Source organism: Micromonospora sp. B11E3, from assembly GCF_039871625.1.
Classification (GTDB): Bacteria; Actinomycetota; Actinomycetes; order Mycobacteriales; family Micromonosporaceae; genus Micromonospora.
Window position 1 is genome coordinate 1 of sequence record NZ_JBDPMC010000013.1, and the last position, 16,510, is coordinate 16,510.

The following is a 16,510-nucleotide window of genomic DNA, read 5'->3' on the forward strand; positions in this document are numbered from 1 at the left end:
GGTGGGGGGTGGGGGTATACGGGGTGGGTCAGGGCTGGGCGTTCAGGCGGGCCAGGATGAGCTCGCGGACGGTCTTGGCGTCGGCCTGGCCGCGGGTGGTCTTCATGACCGCGCCGACCAGCGCGCCGGCCGCCGCGACCTTGCCGCTGCGGATCTTCTCGGCGATGTCCGGGTTGGCGGCGATCGCCTCGTCCACGGCGGCGGTGAGCGCCCCGGTGTCGGAGACGACCTCCAGACCCCGGTTGGTCATGATCTCGGTCGGCGAACCCTCGCCGGCCACCACGCCCTCCAGGACCGTACGGGCCAGCTTGTCGTTGAGCTTGCCGGCGTCGACCAGGCCCTGCAGCTCGGCGACCTGGGTCGGGGTGGCCCCGACGTCGGACAGCTCCACGCCCGTCTCGTTGGCCCGGCGGGACAGCTCGCCCAGCCACCACTTGCGGGCGGCGGCCGGGGTGGCCCCGGCGGCCACGGTGGCCTCGATCAGCTCGACCGCGCCGGCGTTGAGCACCGACTGCATGTCCGCCTCGGACAGGCCCCACTGCTCCTGGAGCCGGCGGCGGTGCACCCGGGGCAGCTCCGGCAGGGCGGCCTTCAGCTCGGCCACCCAGGCCGGGTCCGGCGCGAGCGGCACCAGGTCCGGCTCCGGGAAGTACCGGTAGTCGGTCGCGGTCTCCTTCGACCGGCCCGGGGTGGTGTCGCCGGTGTCCTCGTGGAAGTGCCGGGTCTCCTGGGTGATCTTCCCGCCCGCGTCGAGGACCGACGCCTGGCGCAGCATCTCCGAGCGGACGGCCCGCTCCACCGAGCGCAGCGAGTTCACGTTCTTGGTCTCGGTGCGGGTGCCCCACTCCTCGCCCGGCCGGTTGAGGGAGGTGTTCACGTCGCAGCGCAGCGAGCCCTCCTCCATCCGGACGTCGGAGACGCCCAGCGAGCGGATCACGTCGCGCAGCTCGGTGACGTACGCCCGGGCCACCTCGGGGGCCAGCGCGCCGGTGCCGGGCACCGGCTTCGTGACGATCTCCACGAGCGGGATGCCGGCCCGGTTGTAGTCGACCAGCGACTCCGTCGCGCCGTGGATGCGGCCGGTGGCGCCGCCGACGTGCAGCGTCTTGCCGGTGTCCTCCTCCAGGTGCACCCGCTCGATGCCGATGCGAACCAGCTCGCCGTTCACCTCGACGTCCAGGTACCCGTCGACGCAGAGCGGCTCGTCGTACTGGCTGATCTGGTAGTTCTTCGGCATGTCGGGGTAGAAGTAGTTCTTCCGGGCGAACCGGCACCACGTGGCGATCGAGCAGTTCAGCGCCAGGCCGATCCGGATCGTCGCCTCGATCGCCGCCTTGTTGGCGACCGGCAGCGAGCCGGGCAGGCCCAGGCAGACCGGGCAGACCCGGGTGTTCGGCTCGCCGCCGAAGTCCGTCGGGCAGCCGCAGAACATCTTGGTGTTCGTGCCCAGCTCGACGTGGGTCTCCAGGCCGATCACCGGTTCGTAGCGCGCGACGACGTCGTCGTACGCGGGCAAGGTCGTCGTCATCGGTGCTCCTGCCTCACAGTGCCGGTGGGGTGAACGTGCCGACCGCGGACTCCAGCGCGGCGGCGACCCGGTACATCCGGTCGTCCGCCATCGTCGGGGCCATCACCTGCAGGCCGACCGGCAGGCCGTCGGAGAGCCCGCACGGCACCGAGATGCCGGGGCCGCCGTACAGGTTGGTCGGGATGGTGAACAGGTCGGCCAGGTACATCTGGTACGGGTCGGAGGTGCGCGCGCCGAGCGGGAACGCCACGAACGGCGTGGTCGGCGAGATCAGCGCGTCGACCCGCTCGAACGCGGCGGTGAAGTCCCGGGTGATCAGCGTCCGGACCTTCTGCGCCTGCCCGTAGTAGGCGTCGTAGTAGCCCGAGGAGAGGGCGTACGTGCCGATCATGATCCGCCGCTTGACCTCGGGGCCGAAGCCGGCGTCCCGGGTCAGCGACATGACCTCCTCCAGCGACCGGTTGCCGTCGTCGCCCGCGCGCAGCCCGAACCGGACCCCGTCGAACCGGGCCAGGTTGGACGAGCACTCGCTCGGCGCGATCAGGTAGTACGCCGGCAGGGCGTAGGTGAAGTGCGGGCAGGAGACCTCGACGATCTCCGCGCCGAGCTTGGCCAGCGCGTCGACGGACTCACGGAACGCGGCCATCACGCCCGGCTCGGCGCCCTCGCCGGTGAACTCGGCGACCACGCCGAGCCGCACGCCGGTCAGGTCTCCGGTCGCGCCCAGCTTCACGGCGGCGACCACGTCGGGCACCGGCGCCGGGATGGAGGTGGAGTCGCGCGGGTCGTGGCCGCCGATCACCGCGTGCAGCAGGGCCGCGTCCAGCACCGTACGCGCGCACGGGCCCGGAGTGTCCAGCGAGGAGGAGAACGCCACCAGGCCGTACCGGGAGGTGCCGCCGTACGTGGGCTTCGCGCCGACCGTGCCGGTGACCGCGCCGGGCTGACGGATCGAGCCGCCGGTGTCCGAGCCGATCGCCAGCGGCGCCTCGTACGCGGCGAGCGCCGCGGAGCTGCCGCCGCCGGAGCCGCCCGGGATGCGGGTCAGGTCCCACGGGTTGCGGGTCGGCCCGTACGCCGAGTACTCCGTCGAGGAGCCCATGGCGAACTCGTCCATGTTCGTCTTGCCGAGCATCACCGTGCCGGCCGCGCGCAGCCGCTGCACGATCGTCGAGTCGTACGGCGGACGCCAGCCCTCCAGGATCTTCGACCCGACGGTGGTCGGCACGCCCTTGGTGGTGAGCACGTCCTTCACCGCGACCGGCACGCCGGCCAGCGGGCCCAGCTCCTCACCGGCGGCCCGCCGCTCGTCGACGGCGCGGGCGGCGGCGAGCGCACCCTCCGTGTCGACGTGCAGGAACGCGTGCACCCGGTCGTCGACGGCGGCGATCCGGTCCAGGTGGGCCCGGGTCACCTCGACGGCCGAGGTCTCCCCGCTGGCGACCAGCCCGGCGATCTCCGCCGCGGTCATCTTGATCAGGTCACTCACGCCGCCGCCTCGCTTCGCTCGCCGGCGCCGTGAGCGCCGGACGCACTGTGCCCGATGATTCGCTCGCTCCGCTCGCTCACGCCGCCGCCTCGCTTCGCTCCCCGGCGCCGTGAGCGCCGGACGCACCGTGCCCGATGATTCGCTCGCTGCGCTCGCTCATGACGCCACATCCTCGTCCAGGATCCGCGGGACGCGGAACCGCTGCTCCTCCACGTCGGGCGCGCCCGACAGGGCCTCCTGCGGGGTCAGGCCCGGCACCACCACATCCTCGCGCAACACGTTCGTCAGCGGTACGGAGTGCGAGGTCGGCGGGATGTCCGTCGCGGCGACCCCGCCGACCTGGGCGACCGACTGGAGGATCACGTCGAGCTGGCCGGCGAAGACGTCCAACTCCTCCTCGGTGACGGCGAGCCGCGACAGTCGCGCCAGGTGCGCGACCTCCTCGCGGGAGATGGCGGCCATCAGTGCCCCCTTCGTGGCTGTCCTGCTTGGTCTGGCGGTGGGCCCGCCGCGCGCCCGGCCGGCGGCGCCGACGATGACGCGCGGTGACTGGAGCGAGTCTATTGTCCAGCACCCGCCCGGCGTCCCCGACTCCCCCTCCGTCACCGGCGGCCCGCCCGGACTTGGTGTCGCTGGTGGGCGGGACGGTCCCGCCCGGGCCGCGCCGCCGGGCCAACGCGGGCGTGCAGCCGGAGTAGCGCGGGCGTCCAGCCGCGCTACCGCGGGCGCACCGGCCGGTACCGGGACAGCCAGGTCTCCAGCTCCGCGGCCGGCATGGGCCGCGCGTAGAACCAGCCCTGCGCCAGGTCGCAGCCGGCGGCGTGCAGCAGCCGCCAGGTCCGCTCGTCCTCCACGCCCTCGGCGACGACCCGCAGCCCGAGCGCCCCGGCCAGCTCGATCACCGAGCGGACGATCGCCGCGTCGTCGGCGTCGTCGGCCATCCCGAGCACGAACGACCGGTCGACCTTCACCTCGGACAGCGGCAGCCGGCGCAGGTGCTGCATCGACGAGTACCCGGTGCCGAAGTCGTCCAGCGCGATGGCCACCCCGATGGAGTGCAGCCGGGAGATGGTGGCCAGCACCCGGCGGGGGTCGGCCATCAGCGCGCCCTCGGTGATCTCCAGTTGCAGCCGGTCCGGCGGGACGCCGTACCGGGCGAGCCGGTCGGCGATCTGGTCGGCGATCTCGCCGGTGTGCAGGTCCCGGACGCTGACGTTGACCGCCGCCCGCAGGCTGCTCCCGGCGGCGGACCACTTGGCCAACTGCTCCATCACGTCGTCGACCACCCGGCGGGTGAGCAGCCGCATCACGGCGCTCTGCTCGGCGACCCGGATCAACTCCTCGGGGTCGACCATGCCGCGGCGGGGGTGCCGCCACCGCAGCAGCGCCTCCACGCCGACCACCTCGCCCGTGGCGATGGCGACCTGCGGCTGGTAGTACATCGTGATCTCACCGGGGTCGCCCAGCTCGTCCGGCTGCCGGGCCGGCACCCCGCCGGTCGCCCTGCCGGGCACGGACCCCGCCGACCGCCCGCTCTCGCCGCCGACCGCCTGCGCGGTCCGGCCGCCCGACCCGGTCCCGGGCCGCCGCGCCGCCCCGCCGCCCGACCCGGCCCCGGCCCGGTCCGCCAGGCCGGCGCCGGCCGCCTGCGCCGCCCCGCCGCAGGACCTGCTGCCGGCACCCGCCCCCATGCCGGCGCCGGCCCCGGGGGCCGCGGCGCGACGGCGGATCGGGTCGGCGCCGGTGACGATGCGGTTGATCAACTCGTCCGGGTGGGCCGGCTCCGGCCGCCGGTGCCGCCGCGCCCGCCAGCGTCCCGGCGAGCCCGAACCGGTCGCCGGGAGCAGGGCGGCGGGTCCGGCGGACAGCGCGGCCCCGTCCCCGGCGGGCAGGGCCGCGACGCCGTCCCCGGCGGGCAGGGCCACGACGCCGTCCCCGGCGGGCAGGGCCACGACGCCGTCCCCGGCGGGCAGGGCCACGACGCCGTCCCCGGCGGGCAGGGTCCGCCCGTCCCCCGGGAGGGCGACGCCGTCCCCGGCCCGCAGCGCGGCGCCGTCCCCGCCGCGCGCCCCGACCCGCTTCCGGCCGAGCCGGTCCGCCGCGCCCGCCGGTTCGGCCGGCCCGGATTCGAGTACGCGCCGCAGGTCGGCCAGCAGCCCGAGCCGCTCGGCGGAGTTGTGGTCGGACTCGGCGGCGTACACGGCCACGGTGTCGTTGCGGTGCTTGGCGTCGTACATCGCGACGTCGGCGTGACGCATCAGGGTGGCGAAGTCCTCCCCGTGGTCGGGGAAGATCGCGATGCCGATGGAGCCGCCGACGTCCAGCGGCAGCCCGTCCAGCGACACCGGCTCGGCCAGCGCGCGGGCCAGCCGCTCGGCGGTCTCCCGGGCGTCCTCCACCCCGGTCAGCCGGGTGCTGACGATCGCGAACTCGTCGCCGCCCAGCCGGGCCAGCAGGTCGCCCTCCCCCACCGCCCCGGCGAGCCGGGCGCTGACCTCGACGAGCAACCGGTCGCCCACGGCGTGGCCGAGCGCGTCGTTGACGTTCTTGAACCGGTCCAGGTCGATCAGCAGCAGCGCCAGATGGGCGTCGGAGGCGCCCTTGGCCGCTCGCTCGGCGTGCAGGTGGACCTGCTCGGCGACCTCGGCGAGCAGCGCCTTGCGGTTGGGCAGGCCGGTGAGCGGGTCGAGCGCGGCGAGCTGTTCCTGCTCGGCGGAGAGCCGGGTCATCCGGTACACCGCGAACAGCGGCACCAGCACCAGCGGGATCAGCGCGGCGCTGGCCCGGGCGGCCGCCACCAGCACCGGGGCCAGCAACAGCAGCGACCCGGTGGAGAGCAGCTCGTACCCCAGACCGAGGCGGAGGGTCGGCCACCAGCGGTCCCCGAACCGCAGCCGGATCGCGGTGTTGACCAGGCCGTAGTTGGCGACGAACCAGGCCGCCGTCGCCCCGATCACCGTCACCGCGTCGCTCGAGCTCAACGGCCCGCCCCGGAAGATGACGCCCGGGCCGAGCTCGGTGACCGCCGCCGCCGCGGCGAGGGCGCACGCGTACTGGGCGGCGTTGAAGCCGGTGCGCCAGGCCGCGTACCCCATCCGCCACCCGGAGACCAGTACGGCCACCGCCTGCACGGCCACCGCCGGGCCCAGCCCCCAGCCCAGCAGGATGGCGAAGCTGAAACAGGTGGACGGGAAGACCGCCGAGGACTGCCGTCGACCCGGCGGCACGAACGGGCGCGCGTCGCAGGCCACGGCGAGCGCCGCCATCGTCCAGAACGCCACCGGCAGCTCGGCGAGCTGATCGGGCAGGGCGGCCAGCGGCCCGGCCGACACCGCCAGGGCCAGCGCCGACACGGCGGCGACGAAGCCGAAGAAGGGCGTCACCCGCCCCGGCGGGACGGAGTTTCGCGGATCGGCGGCCTCCATCGCACCTCCCGGGACAGTGGCCACGGCGGGCCGTGCGCCCGACGTGCCCCCATGAAACGCCCTGCGTGACAGTATCCGGACGCGACAGCCACGGATCGGCCGTAGTCGTAATTAACTTGGTATACGCCGTCGGTGCACCGCCGTCACGCGGGGGTGGGCGCATTCGAGGCGCTGGCGCCCAGGAGAGGCAGGCTCTCCCGGGGGCGCCGGCGCCTGCCCCGCGGCGTCAACCTTCGACGCGGGCCACCTCACGGGCCGCGTCCGGGCCCTGGTCGAGCAGCACCCCGAAGCCCTCCTCGTCCAGCACCGGCAGCTTGAGGCTGGCCGCCTTGTCGGCCTTGGAGCCGGGATTCTCGCCCACCACCACGAAGCTGGTCTTCTTGGACACCGAGCCGGTGACCTTGCCGCCCCGGGCCTGGATCGCCTCGGCCGCCTGGTCGCGGGAGAAGCCGGCGAGCGTGCCGGTCACCACGACGGTCACCCCCTCCAGCGGGCGCGGCCCCTCCTCGCCGGCCTCCTCGGTCATCCGAACGCCCGCCTCGGCCCACTTGCGGACCACCTCGTCGTGCCAGTCGACCGCGAACCACTCCTTGAGGCTGGCCGCGATCGTCGGGCCGACCCCGTCGACGGCCGACAGTTCCTCCTCGGTGGCGTTCCTGATCGCATCCATCGAGCGGAAGTGCCGGGCGAGGGCCTGGGCGGCGGTGGGGCCGACGTGCCGGATGGAGAGCCCGACGAGCACCCGCCACAGGTCCCGCTGCTTGGCCACCTTGAGGTTCTCGATCAGCTTGACCGCGTTGCTGCCGAGGCTGCCGTCCTTGTTCACGAAGAACGGCGACCGGGCGAGCTGCTTCTCGTCGAGCTGGAACAGGTCGCCCTCGTCAACGATGACCTCCGCCTCCAGCAGCGCCGCCGCGCCCTTGTAGCCGAGCACCTCGATGTCGAACGCGCCGCGGCCGGCCAGGTGGAAGACCCGCTCGCGCAGCTGGGCCGGGCAGCTGCGGCTGTTGGGGCAGCGGATGTCGACGTCGGCCTCCTTGGCGGGGGCCAGGGGGGTGCCGCAGGCCGGGCAGGAGGTCGGCATGACGAACGGCCGGGCGTCGACGGGCCGCAGGTCGACCACCGGGCCGAGCACCTCGGGGATCACGTCACCGGCCTTGCGGATCACCACCGTGTCGCCGATCAGCACGCCCTTGCGCTCCACCTCACGGGCGTTGTGCAGGGTGGCGAGGGCGACCGTGGAGCCGGCCACCCGGACCGGTTCGAGCACGGCGAACGGGGTGACCCGGCCGGTCCGCCCGACGTTCACGTCGATGTCGAGCAGCTTGGTGTTGACCTCCTCCGGCGGATACTTGAAGGCGATCGCCCAGCGGGGAGCCCGGCTGGTCGAGCCGAGCCGCCCCTGGATGGGGACCGGGTCGACCTTGACCACCACGCCGTCGATCTCGTGCTCGACGTCGTGCCGGTGCTCGGCGTAGTGGGCGATGTACTCGGCGACGCCGGCCAGGTCCGGTACGACGCGCCAGCGGTCGCTGGTCGGCAGGCCCCACGCCCGCAGCGCCGCGTACGACTCGGACTGGGCCGTCGGGGTGAAGCCGCGCCGTGCGCCGATGCCGTGCACCACCAGGCGCAGCGGCCGGGACGCGGTGACCCGGGGATCCTTCTGCCGGAGGCTGCCGGCGGCGGCGTTGCGCGGGTTGGCGAACGGCGCCTTGCCCTGCTCGACCAGGCCGGCGTTGAGGTCGGCGAAGGCGGCGACCGGGAAGTAGACCTCGCCCCGCACCTCCAGCAGCTCCGGCACCTCCGGGAACTCGGTCGACGGGGTCAGCTCCGACGGGACGTCCCGGATGCTGCGGACGTTGGCGGTGACGTCCTCGCCGGTGCGCCCGTCGCCCCGGGTCGCCGCGCGCACGAGCCGGCCCTTCTCGTACGTGAGGTTGATCGCCAGGCCGTCGACCTTGAGCTCGCACAGGTAGGGCACCGGGCCGCCCGCGTCGCGCTCCACCCGCTCGGCCCAGGCCGCCAACTCCTCGTCGGCGAAGGCGTTGTCCAGGGAGAGCATCCGCTCCGCGTGGGTGACGGGGGTGAAGTCCGTGGAGAACGTGCCGCCCACCCGCTGGGTCGGCGAGTCCGGGGTACGCAGGGCCGGATACTCGGCCTCCAGCGCCTCCAGCTCGCGCAGCCTCCGGTCGAACTCCGCGTCCGAGACCGTCGGCGCGTCCAGCACGTAGTAGCGGTACTGGTGTTCCGTCAGCTCCTGGCTGAGCGTCGCGTGCCGCTCCCGTACCTGCGCGGGCGGCTCGGCGCCGGCCGCCGCCTCCTGCGCCGGGGTCACCTGCTGCGGGACGACGCCCTCGCCCACCCCGCCGGCCGGCGCCGGGTCGCTTTCCACCGCGCCGCTCCTCGCCGCCTTGCCGCTCTCGGACACCTCGCCGCTCCCCGACACGCCACTCCCCGACACCTCGCCGCTGCCCGCCATGTGGTGCGACCTCCCGTGATCACGCTACTCCCGCACGGTATCCGCCGGGTGGGACAATCTCCCGCCCACCCGCACCGCGCGCCATCCCGCGCCCCGCCGCGTTGATCAAGAGCTTTGCGTCCGGTCGGCTGACGCAAACCTCTTGATCGACCCGAGCGTGGCCCGCCCCAGGCTCGTGCGGGTGGGTCAGTGGGCGGGCGGAAGGGTGAGGGTGGTGAGGGTGGTCAGGTCCGTGGCGTACTCGATGCGGGTGGACCAGTCGTCGGGCCAGGCGGACATCCCGTGGGCGGCACCGACGAACGCGCCGGCCAGGGCGGCGATGGAGTCGGAGTCGCCGGCCGTCGTGGCGCCCCGGGCCAACGCGCCGACCGGGTCGTCGGCGTGCCGCAGCGCGCAGAGCAGCGCGGTCGCCAGGGCCTCCTCGGCGACCCAGCCCTCGCCGGTGTGCCGGCACGGGTCCCCGCCGTCGTCCGGCCGGCCCAGAGCGGTGGACAGCCGGCCCAGGGCGCGCAGGCACTCGTCCCAGCCGCGGGCGATGAAGTCCTCCGGCGAGTCCACGCCCGGCCGCTGCCAGAGGTCGCCGAGCCAGTCCGCCCGGTAGACCCGGCGCTGCTCCCGGGCCCGCGCCGTCAGCAGCGCCGGCAACTCGTCCAGGGCCGCGCCGTCGAGCAGCACCCGGACCGCGTACGCGGTCAGCTCGCTGGCGGCCAGCCCGGTCGGATGGCCGTGGGTCAGACCCGCCTGGAGCTGGGCGAGCCCGGCCAGGGTGTCCGCGTCGACGGGGAGCAGCCCGACCGGGGTGACCCGCATGTTCGCCCCGCAGCCCTTCGAGCCGGCCACCGTCGCATCCTGCCAGCGCGCCCCCCTGGCCAGTTCGGCGCAGGCGCGCAGGCAGGTCATCCCGGGGGCGCGGTTGTTGTCCGGGCTGACCGCCCAGGCCAGGAACCGCTCGCGCAGCAGCGGCTCGACCGCCTCCGGGGTGAACGCCGGCGCGTCGCGCAGCGCCCAGCCCACCGCGAGCGCCATCTGGGTGTCGTCCGTGACCAGCGCCGGGTCGCCCTCCAGCTGGCGGGGGCCGCCCGGGCCGTACCGGCGGTGGATCTCGGCGACGGTCAGGAACTCGGTCGGCTTGCCCAGCGCGTCACCGTAGGCGAGGCCGAACAGCGAGCCGGAGGCCCGCTGGAGCGAGGAGTCGATCACACCCGCGATCATGCCGGGCGACGGCAACCACCGCCACGCGGCGTGATCGCGCCGGGCGGGGACCCCCGAGGCCACCACCAGCGGCGTGATCGCGCCGGGCGGGACTTCCGAGGCCACCGCGACGCGGCCACCGTCGCGCCGGGCTGGGAGCCGTCAGTCCCAGCAGAGGCAGAACGGGTGACCGGCCGGGTCGGCGTACACCCGGAAGCCCTCCCCCTCGCCCGGCAGCCGCCGCGCGCCGAGGGCCAGCGCCGCCTTCTCGGCGGCCTCGATGTCGTCCACGGTGACGTCGAGGTGGAGCTGCTGCGGCCGCTCCGGGTCGGGCCACGTCGGCGGACGCAGGTCGGGCGCCTTCTGGAAGGCGAGCCGCGGCTGGTGCCCCGGCGGGCCGCCGAGCACCACCCAGTCGTCGCCGTCGGAGTCGCCCTCGATCAGCGGCAGGCCCAGCAGCCCGCCGTAGAACGCCGCGAGGGATCTCGGATCGGGGCAGTCGATGACCGTCGAGCGAAGCTGTCCAATCATGCCCGTCATCCTGCCCGCCCGGTACGACAGGGAACCTCACGCGTCAAGAAGGACCCTTCCCGACGCGGCGAAGCGCCGCACGTCGACGAGCGTCCCTCCTCGCACCTCAGTCCTCGGCGAGTCGCCGCCCGGCGTCCCGGCACGCGGCCAGCACCGCCCGGACGTACTGCGGGGTGGCTCCGGCCAGGCCGCAGGCGGGGGTGACGACGACCTGCTCGGCGAGGCGGGCCCGGGGGAAGCCGAGGCGGTCCCAGAGCTGACGTACCCGGTCGGCGACCTGGGCCGACGTCGGCGCGCGACCGGCCGGCGGCGTCGCCGGCGCGGCGCCGACCACCGCGCGACCGCCCGGCGGCAGCGTCGCCGGCACGGCGCCGACCACCGCGCGACCGCCCGGCGGCAGCGTCGCCGGCACGGCGCCGGCCAGCAACCCGAGGCCTGCGTCGATGGCCTCGCCCAGCGGATCCAGGTCCCTGACCAGCCCCAGGTCCAGCGCCACCCCGACCGCGCCGGCCGAGCGGACCACGTCCAGCGGCACGTCGGGCGCGCAGCAGTGGATCACGGTCGGCACCCCGACCGCCTCGACCACCGTGCGCAGCGCCGCCGCCGCGTCGGGCCGCTCCACCGCCCGGTACGTGCCGAAGCCGCTCTCGGTCGGCACCCGGCCGGCGAGCACCGCCGGCAGGGACGGCTCGTCGAGCTGGAGCAGCACCGAGGCGCGGGGCACCCGACGGCTGACCGCGGCGACGTACGCGCGCAGCCCCTCGGCGAGGGAGGCGGTGAGGTCCCGGACGGCGCCCGGGTCGCGCAGCATCCGGCCGCCGATGGGCCGGTCGACCGCGGCGGCCAGGGTGAACGGGCCGCCGGCCTGCACCTTGAGCGTCCCGGCGTACTCCTCGGCCTGTTCGGCGAGCTGGTCGAGGTCGCGTTCCATCAGGTCCCGCGCCCGGCGTAGGTCGCGCCCCGGACGCGGGGCGACCCGCCAGCGGGCCGCGTACAGCTCCACGGGCAGCTCGACCAGCAGGCCGGCGGTGCGCCCGACGAGGTCGGCGCCGGGGCCGCGCGCCGGCAGTTCGGGCAGGTGGGGCAGCGCGGGAAGCTCCCCGAGGACCACCCGCAGCGCCTCGGCGACGTCGGTGCCGGGCAGGGAGCCGATGCCTGTCGCCGCGCCGGCGGGCCAGGGCCAGGGCTGATCAGTCACGGCCGAAGGGTACCCAACGCCCGGGCCGGGAGGGCGTCAGGCGGCGATGGTGGCGGAGCCGAGGACCACGTCGCCGGCCGGGTCCGGCCGGTACGCGACGATCGCCTGGCCGGCGGCGACGCCGCGGACGGGGCGGCGCAGCTCGGCGCGCAGCCCGTCGCCGTCCAGCGACACCGTCGCCGGCACCACGTCGCCGTGCGCGCGCAGCTGCACCTCGCAGTCGACCGGCCCGGCCGGCGGCTCGCACCCGGTCCACACCGGGCGCTCGGCGCGTACCGTGCGGACCTCCAGCGCCTCCGCCGGCCCCACCGTCACGGTGTTGGTCTTCGGGGTGATCGAGAGCACGTAGCGCGGGCGGCCGTCGGGGGCGGGGCGGTCCAGGTGCAGGCCGCGCCGCTGCCCCACCGTGTACGCGTACGCGCCGGTGTGGCTGCCCACCACCGCGCCGGTCAGCGCGTCCACGACGTCGCCCGGCGCCTCGCCCAGCCGCTGGGCGAGGAAGCCGCGGGTGTCGCCGTCGGCGATGAAGCAGATGTCGTGCGAGTCGGGCTTGTCGGCCACGGCGAGCCCGCGCCGGGCCGCCTCCTCGCGGACCTGCGCCTTCGTCGAGTCGCCGAGCAGGAAGATCGACCGGTCGAGCTGCGCTCGGGTCAGCACCGCCAGCACGTACGACTGGTCCTTGGCCAGGTCGACGCTGCGGCGCAGCAGGCCGTCCGGGCCGAGCCGGGCGTGGTGGCCGGTGACCACGGCGTCGAAGCCGAGGGCCACGGCCCGGTCCAGCACCGCCGCGAACTTGATCTTTTCGTTGCAGCGCAGGCAGGGATTCGGGGTACGCCCCGCGGCGTACTCGGCGACGAAGTCGTCGACGACGTCGGCGTGGAACCGGTCGGCCATGTCCCAGACGTAGAAGGGGATGCCGATGACGTCGGCCGCCCGCCGGGCGTCCCTGGAGTCCTCCAGGGTGCAGCATCCGCGCGCTCCCGTGCGGTACGTCTGCGGGTTGCGGGCCAGCGCCAGGTGCACCCCGGTCACGTCGTGCCCGGCCTCCACCGCCCGCGCCGCCGCCACGGCGGAGTCCACCCCGCCCGACATCGCCGCCAACACCCTCACCGCGCCACGCTCCCTTCCCCTCGGAAGCCTATCGCCCGCCCCCAGGGTCACCGCGATCTTGCAGTTGCGGCCCCAACTAAATGGACAAAAGCCGCGAAAGAGGGGCCAGAAATGCAAGATCGCGGGGAACGGGCGGGTGGGCGAAGGGTCAGCGGGGGGTGCGCAGGGCGGCGGCGCGGCGGGCGCGGTCCACCGCCGCCGGGAGGGCGGCGATCAGGGCGTCCACGTCCTCCTGGCTGCTGGTGTGGCCGAGGGTGAAGCGCAGCGAGGAACGGGCCCGGTCGTCGTCGGCGCCCATCGCGATCAGCACGTGCGACGGCTGGGCCACCCCGGCCGAGCAGGCCGAGCCGGTCGAGCAGGCGATTCCCTGGGCGTCCAGCAGGAGCAGCAGGGCGTCCCCCTCGCAGCCGGGGAACGAGAAGTGCGCGTTGCCGGGCAGGCGGTCGGTCGGGGCGCCGTTGAAGACCACCTCGGGTACGGCGTGCCGCACCCGCTCCACCAGGTCGTCGCGGAGGGCGGCCACCCGCGCCGCGTACTCCTGCTGGCCCTTCACGGCGGTCTCCACGGCGACGGCGAAGGCGACGATGCCGGCGGTGTCCAGCGTGCCGGAGCGGACGTCGCGCTCCTGGCCACCCCCGTGCAGCAGCGGGGTGGCCGCGACGTCCCGGGCGAGCAGCAGGGCGCCGACGCCGGTCGGACCGCCCAGCTTGTGCCCGGTGACGGTGAGCGCGGCGACGCCGCTGGCGGCGAAGTCGACCGGCACCTGACCGACCGCCTGGATCGCGTCGGTGTGGAACGGCACCCCGTGCTCGGCGGCGACGGCGGCCAGCGCGGCGACCGGCTGGAGCGTGCCCACCTCGTTGTTGGCCCACATCGCGGTGACCACGGCGACCCGCTCGCCGTGCTCGGCCAGCTCGGCGCGCAGCGCGTCCGGGTCGAGCCGACCGGTCTGGTCCACCGGCAGCCAGCCCACCTCGGCCCCCTCGTGGTCGGCCAGCCAGTCCACCGCGTCGAGGACGGCGTGGTGCTCCACCGCGCTGGAGACCACCCGGCGCCGGTCGGCGGACCCCGCCCGACGGGCCCAGAAGATGCCCTTCACCGCCAGGTTGTCGCTCTCCGTACCGCCGCCGGTGAAGATCACCTCGGACGGGCGGGCGCCCAGCGCGGCCGCGATCCGCTCGCGGGACTCCTCCACCCGGCGGCGGGCGCGCCGGCCGGCCGCGTGCAGTGACGACGCGTTGCCGACCTCGCGGGCGGTGGCCACGTACGCCTCGAGTGCCTCGTCCAGCATCGGGGTCGTCGCGGCGTGATCCAGGTATGCCATCACCGCCCAGCGTACTGACCTGGGTCCCGCGAGCCGGACGCCGGAGGGTGTCACAAGGGCCGCTGCTCCACCGGAGCGGCTGTTGACAAGGGGCCCCTCCTTGCCGGGCCCGGGGTAGTACCGTGCGAGGAGCTGATCGGCGGGCCGGCTCAGCTCCCCGGCCCGCCGATCAGTCCCGCTCGGCGCCGATCATTCCGCTCGGCGCCGACCAGCCCCGCTCAACCCGGACCAGCCCGCCTGGCGCGGACCAGCCCCGGTCAACGCGGAGGCCGCCGCCCGCGGAGCGGGCGGCGGCCTCCGGTGGACCCGGCGTGGGGTCAGCGGCGCTTGCGGATCTCCTCGGCGGCCTGGGGGACGACCTTGAACAGGTCACCGACCACGCCGAAGTCGGCGAGCTCGAAGATCGGCGCTTCGGCGTCCTTGTTCACCGCGACGATGGTCTTCGAGGTCTGCATGCCGGCCCGGTGCTGGATCGCGCCGGAGATGCCCAACGCGACGTACAGCTGCGGGGAGACCGTCTTGCCGGTCTGGCCCACCTGGAACTGGTGCGGGTAGAACCCGGAGTCCACGGCCGCGCGGGACGCGCCGACGGCGCCGCCGAGCAGGTCGGCCAGCTCCTCGACCAGCTTGAAGTTGTCGGCGTTGCCGACGCCCCGGCCGCCGGAGACGACCACGGACGCCTCGGTGAGCTCCGGGCGGGTGCCCTTCTGCTCGGCGACCCGGTCGACGACCCGGGCCAGCTTGTCGCCCTCGGCCACCGACACGGTCAACTGCTCGACGACCGGGGTGGCCGCGGCCGGGACCGGGGTCACCGAGTTCGGCCGGACCGTGACCAGCGGCAGACCCTTGGTGACCTTGGACTTGACGATGGTCGAGCCGGCGAACGCCACCTGGGTCGCGGTGCCGTCGGCGGCCAGGGCCACCACGTCGGTCAGGATGCCGTTGTCCAGCTTGACCGCCAGCCGCGCGGCGATCTCCTTGCCCTCCTGGACGGACGCGAGCAGCACGGCGGCCGGCTGCACCCGCCGCACCAGGTCGGCGAGCACGGTGGCCTTCGGGGCCACCAGGTAGCCGTCGATCTCCTCACTCTCGGCCGCGTAGACCTTCTCCGCGCCGTACTCGCCCAACCTGCCGGTCAGCGCCTCGGCGGCGCCGGGACCGCCGAGCACGACCGCGGCGGGCGTGCCCAGCTCGCGGGCGAGGGTGAGCATCTCCAGGGTGACCTTCTTGACGCCGAACTCCCGGGTGGCGTCGACGACGACGAGAACCTCAGCCATGTCCAGACCCCTCACACGAACTTCTCGGTGGCGAGGAACTCGACCAGCTTCGCGCCGCCGTCGCCCTCATCGGTGACCTTCGCCCCGCCGGAGCGCGGCGGCCGCTTGCTGTGCTCCAGCACCGCGCTGGTCGCGCCGTCGAAGCCGACCTCCGTCGGGGCGATGCCCAGATCGGCCAGCGACAGCGTCTGGACCGGCTTCTTCTTCGCGGCCATGATGCCCTTGAACGACGGGTACCGCGGCTCGTTGATGGTGTCCCACACCGAGACCACCGCCGGGGTGGAGGCGGTGACGACCTCGTAGCCCTCCTCCGTCTGCCGCTCCACCGTCAGGGTCGAGCCGTCCACGGTCAGCTTCCGCGCCCCGGTCAACGCCGCGACGCCGAGCCGCTCGGCGATCATGTGCGGCATCACCTGCACCCGACCGTCGGTGGACTCCGCCCCGCAGATCACCAGGTCCGCGCCCAGCTGGCCGAGGGCGGCGGCGAGCACCTTCGAGGTGGCCACCGCGCAGGAGCCGTGCAGGGCGTCGTCCACCACGTGCACTGCCTTGTCGGGCCCCATGGACAGCGCCTTACGGATCGACTCGGTCGCCTTGTCCGGACCCATGGTCAGGACGGTGACCTCACCCCCGTGCGCCTCCTTGATCTTCAACGCCTCCTCGATGGCGTACTCGTCCATCTCGTTGATCACGTTGTTCGCCGAACCGCGGTCGACGGTGTTGTCGTCAGAACGCAGGTTGCGGTCCGCGCCCGAATCAGGCACCTGCTTGACGAGTACGACGATGTTCATCGCGCTTCGACGACCCTCCTGGTTGGTGGTGCGATTTCTCGCCCGGTCACGGCCGCAGCCTCCCGCGTGACTTAACGATCGGTCAACCGCGGGCTGTGTGCGGTTGCCCACGGACGCAATGTTACCCGCAAGTAGCTTTCGGCTCCCGGGGCCTCAGAGTGACACAG

Annotated in this window: 12 protein-coding genes; all 12 read right to left on the bottom strand. The window is 74.6% G+C overall.

Annotated features, from left to right (window positions below; all coding sequences use genetic code 11):
• Nucleotides 1-28 precede the first annotated feature (28 nt).
• A complete protein-coding gene (gene gatB, locus ABGB16_RS09645; protein WP_347667637.1) occupies nucleotides 29-1,528 on the bottom strand; it encodes an Asp-tRNA(Asn)/Glu-tRNA(Gln) amidotransferase subunit GatB in 1,500 nt (499 codons plus the stop codon).
• A gap of 13 nt (nucleotides 1,529-1,541) precedes the next feature.
• Nucleotides 1,542-3,017: an Asp-tRNA(Asn)/Glu-tRNA(Gln) amidotransferase subunit GatA gene (gene gatA, locus ABGB16_RS09650; RefSeq protein ID WP_347667638.1), complete on the bottom strand. Its 1,476-nt coding sequence runs from the start codon at nucleotides 3,015-3,017 to the stop codon at nucleotides 1,542-1,544.
• Between the two features lie 156 nt (nucleotides 3,018-3,173).
• Nucleotides 3,174-3,479, bottom strand: coding sequence for an Asp-tRNA(Asn)/Glu-tRNA(Gln) amidotransferase subunit GatC (gatC, locus tag ABGB16_RS09655; protein ID WP_347667639.1), 306 nt, complete (start codon nucleotides 3,477-3,479; stop codon nucleotides 3,174-3,176).
• Nucleotides 3,480-3,733: 254 nt separating this feature from the next.
• Nucleotides 3,734-6,442, bottom strand: coding sequence for an EAL domain-containing protein (locus tag ABGB16_RS09660; protein WP_347667640.1), 2,709 nt, complete (start codon nucleotides 6,440-6,442; stop codon nucleotides 3,734-3,736).
• Nucleotides 6,443-6,668: 226 nt separating this feature from the next.
• Entirely contained in the window at nucleotides 6,669-8,804 is a 2,136-nt protein-coding gene (gene ligA / locus ABGB16_RS09665) for an NAD-dependent DNA ligase LigA (RefSeq protein WP_347667750.1), read from the bottom strand.
• Nucleotides 8,805-9,107: 303 nt separating this feature from the next.
• Nucleotides 9,108-10,133 carry an ADP-ribosylglycohydrolase family protein gene (locus ABGB16_RS09670; RefSeq protein ID WP_347667751.1) on the bottom strand — a complete coding sequence of 342 codons (1,026 nt, stop codon included), beginning with the start codon at nucleotides 10,131-10,133 and terminating at the stop codon, nucleotides 9,108-9,110.
• A 141-nt stretch (nucleotides 10,134-10,274) separates the two neighbouring features.
• Nucleotides 10,275-10,643, bottom strand: a complete 369-nt coding sequence (locus ABGB16_RS09675; protein ID WP_347667641.1) for a VOC family protein — start codon at nucleotides 10,641-10,643, stop codon at nucleotides 10,275-10,277.
• Between the two features lie 106 nt (nucleotides 10,644-10,749).
• Nucleotides 10,750-11,841: a methionine synthase gene (locus ABGB16_RS09680; RefSeq protein ID WP_347667642.1), complete on the bottom strand. Its 1,092-nt coding sequence runs from the start codon at nucleotides 11,839-11,841 to the stop codon at nucleotides 10,750-10,752.
• Between the two features lie 36 nt (nucleotides 11,842-11,877).
• On the bottom strand, nucleotides 11,878-12,951 hold the full coding sequence (mnmA, locus tag ABGB16_RS09685) for a tRNA 2-thiouridine(34) synthase MnmA (protein WP_347667643.1): 1,074 nt from the start codon (nucleotides 12,949-12,951) through the stop codon (nucleotides 11,878-11,880).
• A 148-nt stretch (nucleotides 12,952-13,099) separates the two neighbouring features.
• Nucleotides 13,100-14,275 (bottom strand): cysteine desulfurase family protein, encoded by a 1,176-nt coding sequence (locus tag ABGB16_RS09690; RefSeq protein ID WP_347667644.1) that lies wholly within the window; start codon nucleotides 14,273-14,275, stop codon nucleotides 13,100-13,102.
• Nucleotides 14,276-14,592: 317 nt separating this feature from the next.
• Nucleotides 14,593-15,552 carry an electron transfer flavoprotein subunit alpha/FixB family protein gene (locus ABGB16_RS09695; RefSeq protein WP_347667645.1) on the bottom strand — a complete coding sequence of 320 codons (960 nt, stop codon included), beginning with the start codon at nucleotides 15,550-15,552 and terminating at the stop codon, nucleotides 14,593-14,595.
• 11 nt (nucleotides 15,553-15,563) lie between these two features.
• A complete protein-coding gene (locus tag ABGB16_RS09700; protein WP_347667646.1) occupies nucleotides 15,564-16,343 on the bottom strand; it encodes an electron transfer flavoprotein subunit beta/FixA family protein in 780 nt (259 codons plus the stop codon).
• Between the last annotated feature and the right edge of the window lie 167 nt (nucleotides 16,344-16,510).

Excerpts from the sequence above, each read along its gene's own strand:
- ABGB16_RS09675 (WP_347667641.1), bottom strand. The coding sequence starts at position 10,643 with ATGATTGGACAGCTTCGCTCGACGGTCATCGACTGCCCCGATCCGAGA.
- ABGB16_RS09700 (WP_347667646.1), bottom strand. The coding sequence starts at position 16,343 with ATGAACATCGTCGTACTCGTCAAGCAGGTGCCTGATTCGGGCGCGGAC.
- gatB (WP_347667637.1), bottom strand. The coding sequence starts at position 1,528 with ATGACGACGACCTTGCCCGCGTACGACGACGTCGTCGCGCGCTACGAA.
- ABGB16_RS09690 (WP_347667644.1), bottom strand. The coding sequence starts at position 14,275 with ATGGCATACCTGGATCACGCCGCGACGACCCCGATGCTGGACGAGGCA.
- gatC (WP_347667639.1), bottom strand. The coding sequence starts at position 3,479 with ATGGCCGCCATCTCCCGCGAGGAGGTCGCGCACCTGGCGCGACTGTCG.
- ABGB16_RS09670 (WP_347667751.1), bottom strand. The coding sequence starts at position 10,133 with ATGATCGCGGGTGTGATCGACTCCTCGCTCCAGCGGGCCTCCGGCTCG.
- ABGB16_RS09695 (WP_347667645.1), bottom strand. The coding sequence starts at position 15,552 with ATGGCTGAGGTTCTCGTCGTCGTCGACGCCACCCGGGAGTTCGGCGTC.
- ABGB16_RS09660 (WP_347667640.1), bottom strand. The coding sequence starts at position 6,442 with ATGGAGGCCGCCGATCCGCGAAACTCCGTCCCGCCGGGGCGGGTGACG.